Here is an 8,866-nt window from a genome sequence, read left to right as displayed (position 1 = left end):
TGCGGGGCTCCTGCGATTTCTAGCTGAGAACAGCGTTAGGGGCGGATGGCAAACTCCACAGTGCCCCAGAATCGGCGGTAGGAGTGCTGAGCCCTGGAGCTCGCAATATTGGCCAAGATAAGCAAACTAAGCTCAAGCTTTACAGTCGGCTTGGGCTACAGGAGTATTGAGTGGTGGACTGGCAACAGCAACAAATAGAGCTGCACTCCGCGGGCGCGAATGTCGCTTTTTCTTCCCCAGCCTGATGCTGGAATGGCTATGGGCCAACAACAGGGCTCTGCCCCCATCTGGGGCTTGCGTTAAAGACTAGGATAGGAGACTACGGCGGGGCTTGGCTTCGCTCCAGGCACATCCATCCAAAGCAATCCGCTCTACCTCCGAGGCCAGCCTCAATGCTTTCAGGGCCTGTTCCCCACCCACAGAAGGTTGGTTGCCCCCCCGCACGCAATTGATGAAGTGCTCCAGTTCGGCATGCAGCTTGTCGATATTGTCGGTGTGGACTTTCTCAATCAAACAATCCCGATGGTAGGGCATTTGGCCGTAGTCGCTGGTGCTGCCGACGGATCCCTGGCGGTACACCGAGATCTCGTTGTGGAGAAAATCTGCTTCTACCAAGGCATTCTTGCAGTGGACGGCAATTTTGCGCACCTTGCGGTGGGTGACCTTGCTGGCAGTGAGGGTGGCGATGGCACCGTTGGCAAAAGTGAGAGTAGCCGTGACGTAGTCCAGGTAGCCCAGCTTGGAGATGCGGTTGCCGCTGGCGGTAATCTGGGTCACGGGAGATGGGATCAGCTCCAGCAACAGATCGATGTCGTGGATCATCAAGTCGAATACCACCGACACATCGCTGGCGCGGTCGGAATAGGGGCTGAGACGGTGAGCCTCGAAAGCCAGAGGTTCTTCACTTTGCAAGACTTGGCCCAGCTTTTGGAAAACAGGGCTGAAGCGCTCGATGTGCCCCACCTGCAAAATACAATTGCAATCGGCAGCTCGGTTCACCAGCGATTCTGCTTCGCTGATGCTGGCAGCGATGGGCTTTTCGATCAGCACATGTACCCCGGCCTCCAGGCAGGCCATACCCACCTCGTGGTGCAGAACCGTCGGCACGGCAATGGCCACGGCAGCTACATGGGGCAGCAGATCGCGGTAGTCCTCATAGAAATGAACGCGGTGGCGGCTGGCCACATCCAATCCCCGTTCCACGTTGATATCCGCTACCCCCACGACCCGCACATCCTTCATCAGGCTAAACACGCGGGTGTGGTGCTGGCCCATGTTGCCTACCCCGATCACCCCAACCGGGACAGCTTGCTCTGAATAAGCCAGTGGACGGCGGGGAGAGTTGGCAGAACTCGGGCAAGATCGGGCCATGACGTTTCCACTACCTCCACCACAAGGGTTTCGCGAACCTCGCTCCATCTTTCGGTAACGGAGCGCCGCATTTCACGAAACAAACTTCACAAAGCTTACCATGCCTCCCTTAGATCCAGTTCAAGCCGGGGATGGGCGGCAGGTGCAGCGGGGGCTGTTGGCAGGATTGGGGGCTGAAACAGAACAGCGGCACCGGGCTAGAGCGAAACCACATGCGGGCGTAGAATCCGCTTGGACTGAGGGGCAGGCCAAGCCAAACGGGGAAAAAGAAGACAAAGGACGCCAAAACCAAGGCCACCGCCGTGATGCTCGCCCCGCGCCAAAAGCGGCGATAGCTCTGCCAGCCCAGCAGCACCAACCAAGCCAGGGCTAGGGTGCTAAACGCCAGAGCGCTCATGTAGTGGTAGATAAAAACGCAGCGGCTGACCCTAAACCAAGGCAGGTAATTGGCCGCATAGCCAATCAAAATGAAGGCTTCGAGACCGTGAAAGTGGCGGATCCCTCGCCAGACAAGCACCAAGATGGATCCCGTGCCCAGCCACCACAGCCAAGGATTGCCCAAGCCATGAACAGCTTGCCAGAGGTTGCCCTGACTGCCGAAGTAGTAGGCCACGGGGCGGCCCAGAATTGGCCAGGACCAAGCTCCTGCCGAGGCCAAGGGCGTAGTCAGCCAAGGACGCAAAGCCGGGAACCAAGCCACCAGGGATCGCAAGCTGGTGGAGCAGTAGGGGTGAACAGGGGTCTCTTCGTTCACCACCAGGTGGGCTGCCATGTGGCCGCCGTAGATGGATTGGTTGATGAGCACCAGGGATCGGAAATAATTCTGGATGCCCGTCCAGCTCCAATCCAGAGTTAGTCCCTGTTGGGGATTCAGCTGCAGGTGCGGGATCCACTGAATGGCGTAAAAGGCCAGTGGAGCGAGGACGAAGCAGAACGCATAGTGCCACCAGCGCAGATGACGAATCTGGCTCAAAATGCCCAACCGTGGGATCCACTGCGGGCGCAGCCAGACCACCCCCCAGACGAGGATCCCCAACAGAGCAAACATGAAGGCAAACCAGAGGCCATTCCACTTCACCGAAGCTGCCGCCCCCAACAGGATCCCGGAGCAAGCAAAGTGAGCAGCCCGTCGCCAACCTTGGTTTTCTAGACCTCTGAGCAACAGAATGGTCGCTGCCAGCCCAAAGGCTACCAGATACACGTTGATCAGGCCAAAGCGGGATTCCACCAGAAACACCCCATCGGTCAGCAGCAAAACCCCGCTCAACAGAGCAAAGCCCACGTGGTAGGTGAGGCGGTAGGCTAAACCGGTCAGCAACAGCGGGATCAGGGATCCGCAAAAAGCAGTGGCGAAGCGGAATCCCCACTCGTTGCGGCCAAACACCTGAATGCTAAGGGCAATGAAGTACTTGCCCAAGGGGGGATGCACATCGTAAAAAGGCTTGCCATCCAGGTAGTTCTGGGCAAACTCCGGGAAGTACACCTCATCGAACACAGGTGCCGGGAACTCGTCCAGCCGCCACAGGCGCAACCCCAGACCCACCAGAAAGATCCCCAGCGCTCCCCATACCAACCACTGTCGGGATCCCACAGCGCTGTGCGGGGATCCGAGGATGGGCCCAGACAGCAGCAAGCTGCCCTGAGACCGCTCCGGCCCGGGGTCAATGGGGGTTGGCTCTCCAGTCATGGATAGGGCACTCTCAACACTCCGGCGAGGATCCCCAGGGATCCCCAGTGTTACTTTAGCCGACCGTGAAAGCCTAAGCGATTCCAAAGCAAACCACTGCTAGACTGTAGAATTGAATACAAAGTTGGCCAACTTCTGGCCAGTACCCTGTCTGCGCTGGCGCTCCTGAGAGCGGGCGTTTGACGTTCGGTCATCTCAGTGGGGAGGAGACACCGTGGCGACTGGTGGATATGCGTTGGTGGACAGCCTGCACCGGCATGGGGTGCAACACATCTTTGGCTATCCGGGGGGAGCCATCCTCCCCATCTACGACGAGCTGTACAAAGCCGAGTCTCAGGGGCTGCTCAAACATTACCTGGTACGCCACGAACAAGCGGCTGCCCACGCCGCCGACGGATATGCTCGCGCCACTGGCAAGGTGGGGGTGTGTTTTGCTACCTCTGGCCCAGGGGCGACCAACCTGGTGACGGGCATCGCCAACGCCATGATGGACTCTGTACCCATGGTGGTCATCACTGGGCAGGTACCTCGCCATCTGATTGGCACCGACGGCTTCCAGGAGACGGACATCTTTGGCATCACCCTGCCCATTGTGAAGCACTCCTACGTGGTACGGGATCCGCGCCAAATGTCTCGGATCGTGGCAGAGGCTTTTCACATTGCCGGGACAGGGCGGCCCGGGCCGGTGCTGATCGACATCCCCAAAGATGTGGGCCTGGAAGAGTTTGACTATCAACCCGTCAGCGAGATCAACATCCCCGGCTACAAGCCCACCGTGCGTGGCAACCCACGGCAAATCCACACAGCGGCCAAGCTGATCCTGCAGGCCAAGCGGCCCTTGCTGTATGTGGGAGGTGGGGCGATCATCTCCGGTGCCCACGCCGAAATTGCCGAGCTGGCCCACACCTATCGGATCCCGGTGACCACCACCCTCATGGGCAAAGGGGCTTTCGATGAGAACGATCCCCTGTCGGTGGGGATGCTGGGCATGCACGGCACGGCCTATGCCAACTTCGCCGTCACCGAGTGCGACCTGCTCATTGCGGTGGGGGCCCGCTTTGACGATCGCGTGACCGGCAAGCTAGATGAATTTGCCAAGCACGCCAAAGTCATTCACATCGACATCGACCCAGCCGAGGTGGGCAAAAACCGTGCGCCCGATGTGCCGATTGTAGGGGATGTGCGCACTGTTCTGGTGGAGATGCTGGCTCAACTGAGCAAAATGCCTTCTACTCCAGGCCTAACTCAGGCCTGGCTGGATCGGATTGAGCGCTGGAAGCGGGACTATCCCCTGCAGGTGCCCAGCTACGAAGGCGTGATTGCCCCCCAACAGGTGATCGATGCCTTTCGTCGTCATGCTCCCCACGCCTACTACACCACCGATGTTGGCCAGCATCAGATGTGGGCGGCGCAGTTTCTGCGCAACGGGCCGCGCCAATGGATCTCCAGTTCTGGGCTGGGCACCATGGGCTACGGGTTCCCCGCGGCGATGGGAGTCAAGGTAGCCCTGCCTCACGAAGAAGTCATCTGCATCAGTGGCGATGCCAGCTTCCAGATGAACATGCAAGAGCTGGGCACAGTGGCTCAGTACGGCATTGCCACCAAAGTGGCCATCATCAACAACGGCTGGCAGGGCATGGTGCGGCAGTGGCAGCAGGCCTTCCACGGCGAGCGCTACTCCCACTCGGATATGTCTCCCGGAATGCCGGATTTTGTCAAGCTGGCCGAGGCTTTTGGGGTAAAAGGGATCCGCGTCGATCACCCCGATCAACTGGAAGATGCCATCCAGGAGATCCTCAAGCACGAGGGGCCGGTAGTGGCCGACTTTGTGGTCAAGCGGGACGAAAACTGCTACCCGATGGTGCCTGCCGGCAAAGCTAACTATCAGATGATCGGGCTGCCGGAGAAGCGGCAACTGGAGCAGGCAGCGGAGCTGATCTACTGTCCCAACTGCGGCACCAAAAACCCCACACTGCACAAGTTTTGCGCCGAGTGCGGCACCAAGCTCTAGAATCGGTGGCCTGGCCATCCGGCTGGGGAAGGCGGGCCCCAGCAGCAGGGAGTCTTCGGGGATATCGGGGCTACTGAACAAGCCAGATTAAAACGCTCCCTGAGCGCTCTGCGAGGCCAACACGAGCGACTCCTGCCCCTTTCCCAAAAGGAGAGGAAGGTTGGGATCAGCGCAACGAACGGAGGATCCCTCCTGCTCTGGGGTAGTTCGATCCCCTCAAGGAGGGTAGCCGGAAACTTCTGCCTCTGGTGTCTCTGGCGGTCGGAAGCAGGCACCCTCCAGACCTGCCCAACCGGCTTAGAGGGGTCGGTAAACCCGGTAGTTGATATTGGGGAAGATGTTGTCCATGTATTCCACCTTGGCCAGCCACTGCTCCTCTTCAGGGGTGGCTTTTTCTCGCCGAAACTGACCCTCTTTGATCTTCTCGTAGAGGTGGTTGAAGCGCAGCAGATGGGACTTGGTGCGGCGCACTGCATAGGGAACCATCGTCCCCGTGCGCATGATAAAAGCCCAGTCAGACGATTGAGCCAGTAGCAATTCTCGCGCCGCCTGGTTCAAGGCCCGCCATTCTAGGTCATCGGCAGGCTCGCGACGGCTCAGCTCGATCATCCGCTCGGTAGCCTTGTGCAGGTGGGGGTAGATCCAGGCGTTGGTGGGGTTGAGCCAGTACTCGTGGAAGCCGCGCGCCCCCCAACTGGACTGGGCAGGTTTGCACACCTGCTGGGTGGGGTTCTCCCGCAGGTACTCCGCCAGGTGAGTCATGCGGTAGGTGTTTTGGTCGAAGTAGCTCTTGCGGATGAGAAAATCCAAAAACCAAGGGCCCTCGTACCACCAGTGGCCGAACAACTCCGCATCGTAGGGGGCCACCACCAGCGGCGGGCGGCCCATGACGCTGTACAAATATTCGATTTGCCGCTGGCGGTTGAACATAAAGTTGCCCGCATGCTCTGCCGCTTTCTCCCGCGCCCAATAGGGGTCGTAAAGCTGCTTTTGCCCCAGGTCCAGGTTGCGCCCGGTGATGCGGTGGTACTTGATGCCGGTGTTTTTCCGCTGGCCGTTGGGCATGATGTAAGGCTTGATGTACTCGTAGTCGGCCTCATACCCTAGGTCTTTGTAGAACTCGCGGTAAACCGGATCCCCTGGATAGCCCACCTCTGCCGACCACACCTGCTGCGAAGACTCGTGATCCCGCCCGAAAACGGCGACGCCGGTCTCGGTAAAAATAGGGGCGTACATGCCGTAACGAGGCCGGGGCTTGGCGTAGAGAAGACCATGGGCGTCGGTGATCATGTAGCGCAGGCCGGCATCGGCAATCATCCGCTCCAGCCCTTGGTAGTAGGCGCATTCCGGCAGCCAGATCCCCCGCGGCCATTGGCCAAAGTGCTCGTTGTAGTGCTCACAAGCTACAATCAACTGCGCCCAGACTGCCTGCGGGTACATCTGCATCAAGGGCAGGTAGCCGTGGGTAGCCCCACAGGTGATGATCTCCAGGTTGCCGCTGTCTTGAAACTGCTTAAAAGCTCGCACCAGATCCCGGTCGTAGCGCTCCCAGAGATCCCGCACCATGGCAAACTGCTTGATGTAGTGCTCCGCCAGGTAGCGAATGTGGCCGTTGGTGGCGTTTTTGTCGTACTCCAGCTGGGCCAGCTCTTCCAATTTGGTTAGGTAGTGGTCGTAGCGCTCCTGCAGCAAGGGATCCCGCAGCATCGACACCAAGGGCGGCGTCAGGGACATGGTGAAGCGAAAGTCGATGCCATCTCGCTGTAGCCCCTCGAACATGTGCAGCAGCGGCACATAGGTCTCCGTGATGGCTTCGTAGAGCCATTCTTCCTCCAGCACAAAGTCTTGCTCAGGGTGGCGCACAAACGGCAGGTGCGCGTGGAGTACCAAGGCGAGATAACCCATGGCAGCCTGGGATCCTTACAGACAGGGAAAGATAACGGAGCAGACTTACCCTTCTCAGCAGCAAATCTGTAGAGAAGGTTAAGCCCAAGATTGCTACCTATCGTCCAGCATTTCGTCCTTGGGGTCAAGAGCTGGGATCGCTGGGGATCGCTGTTGGGCTCAGCGGTGACGAATGAAGTCGTAGATCTCCAGATACTCCTTGCCAGGATAGTTCCAGGAGTAGTCGTAGCTCATGCCTTGAATCTGCAGTTGACGGAACTGGTCAGGAGCGGTGTACCAAAGGTCGATGGCCCGATCCAGAGCCGACTCCAAAGCAGCTGGATCTGTGTGATAAAAGACGTAGCCGTTGCGTTGCTCGGGCAATTTGTGGGGATCGTAGTCGCGGTCGAAGACGGTATCCACCAGGCCACCCACTCCTCTCACCACCGGAACTGTGCCATACTTCAAGCCAATCATCTGAGTGAGTCCACAGGGTTCGTAGTGGCTGGGCACTACGATGATGTCTGCCCCCGCATAGATAAGGTGGGAAAGTTCTTCGTTAAAGCCCAACTCAATGTGAACATCGGGGTTGTTGTTGAGGTAGCTTTTCTCGTGGGCAAACCAAGCGCCGATCCCTCGCTCCGTAGCGGATCCCAGCAGAACAAATTGGGCATTTTTGAACAGGGAGCGGTAGATGGCATGATGCACCAAATGCACGCCCTTTTGCTCGTCCAATCGCCCGATATAGGCCACGATAGGCTTGTCAACATCCTGCAGTAGCAGCCGATCCCGCAGAGCTTTTTTGTTTTTAGCTTTATTTTCCAGCGTTTGAGCAGTGTAGCGCACGGGGATAAAGCGGTCGATCTCCGGGTTCCAAATGTCGTAATCGATGCCATTCAAAACGCCGCGAAACTTGTGCCGGTGCAAGTAGAGGGTATGGCCAAGTCCATAGCCGTAGTCGCCAAATTGCACCTCCAGCGCGTGATTGGGAGAGACCGTAGTGACAAAGTTGGAAAAAACAATTCCCCCCTTCATAAAGTTGAGAGAAAAGGGGTTGAAGTTATCGCGCAAACGGTCGTAGTGGAAGTAGTAGGGTTCGCGGTTGAGGCCGGTAGCCCAAAGAATCTCTGGGCCGCCAAAGCCTTGGTGTTTGAAGTTGTGAATGGTGTAGCACACCCGCTGGTTTCCCATGCCGTGGTACTTGTAGATCTCAAACAGCAGCACCGGTACCAACCCTGTCTGCCAGTCGTGGCAATGGATGATGTCGGGGCGCTTGTTGCTTTGTAGGAGAAACTCTAGAGCCGCCTTGCTGAAAAAAGCAAAACGCATGTTGTCATCCGGGCAGCCGTAATAACACCCGCGATTGAAGAAGTTATCGCCCGAGTGGGGCTCAATAAAAAAGCAAAGGCGGCCATGCACCCAGCCGCAGTACACCGAGCAGTGAATGGCTCCCCCGTACCAGGGCACCCAGAGATCGCGATAGGCGTCGTGCAAACCCCAGATCTGGTCGTAGCGCATCGTGTCGTACTTGGGCAAAACCAGCTCGACACAGTGGCCCCGCACCTCCAGCTCGCGGCTGAGGCCGTACACCACATCCCCCAGTCCCCCCGCCTTGATAACCGGGGCGCATTCAGACGCAATCTGCACGATGTACATTTCGAGACCTCCCGTAGCACCGCCTTAGCTTTCTTTACAAACGATAATCTTTTTGGCCTCGACAGAACATCCCTCCCAATGGCAAGGGATCCCTGCACTGGGGAACAACCTCTGGGCCGACCGGGTTCGAGCCCCAGCTGCGCCGTTTGCCGGGGAACCTGATCTACGGGAGCAGCCCTCTGGGCAATTATGGGCATTTCGATTCAAACTAGAAACGTTGAATGCACGGGGCCAGAAGGCTTTTCAAGGACTCCGTC

General features: G+C 58.2%; 5 protein-coding genes. 1 reads left to right on the top strand and 4 read right to left on the bottom strand.

Annotated features, from left to right (window positions below; all coding sequences use genetic code 11):
• Positions 1 to 306: 306 nt before the first annotated feature.
• Together NW815_RS10445 and NW815_RS10440 are read right to left on the bottom strand one after the other, a co-directional pair.
• Positions 307 to 1,371 carry a Gfo/Idh/MocA family oxidoreductase gene (locus NW815_RS10445; RefSeq protein WP_414387887.1) on the bottom strand — a complete coding sequence of 355 codons (1,065 nt, stop codon included), beginning with the start codon at positions 1,369 to 1,371 and terminating at the stop codon, positions 307 to 309.
• A 109-nt stretch (positions 1,372 to 1,480) separates the two neighbouring features.
• Complete coding sequence (locus tag NW815_RS10440; RefSeq protein ID WP_414387889.1) at positions 1,481 to 3,058, bottom strand: phospholipid carrier-dependent glycosyltransferase; 1,578 nt, start codon at positions 3,056 to 3,058, stop codon at positions 1,481 to 1,483.
• A 214-nt stretch (positions 3,059 to 3,272) separates the two neighbouring features.
• Here NW815_RS10440 and ilvB point away from each other — a divergent pair, with 214 nt between their 5' ends.
• Positions 3,273 to 5,069, top strand: coding sequence for a biosynthetic-type acetolactate synthase large subunit (gene ilvB, locus NW815_RS10435; RefSeq protein WP_414343257.1), 1,797 nt, complete (start codon positions 3,273 to 3,275; stop codon positions 5,067 to 5,069).
• Positions 5,070 to 5,366: 297 nt separating this feature from the next.
• On the opposite strand, the gene NW815_RS10430 is transcribed toward ilvB, so the two are convergent.
• Entirely contained in the window at positions 5,367 to 6,974 is a 1,608-nt protein-coding gene (locus NW815_RS10430; RefSeq protein ID WP_414330234.1) for a glycoside hydrolase family 57 protein, read from the bottom strand.
• A gap of 159 nt (positions 6,975 to 7,133) precedes the next feature.
• Positions 7,134 to 8,609, bottom strand: a complete 1,476-nt coding sequence (gene glgA / locus NW815_RS10425; protein ID WP_011432291.1) for a glycogen synthase GlgA — start codon at positions 8,607 to 8,609, stop codon at positions 7,134 to 7,136.
• Positions 8,610 to 8,866: the final 257 nt, after the last annotated feature.

The sequence above is a fragment of the Synechococcus sp. R6-7 genome, from assembly GCF_047461695.1.
Classification (GTDB): domain Bacteria; phylum Cyanobacteriota; class Cyanobacteriia; order Thermostichales; family Thermostichaceae; genus Thermostichus.
The sequence above is the reverse complement of the archived record's forward strand: the minus strand, read 5'-3'. Positions and strand labels throughout refer to the sequence as shown.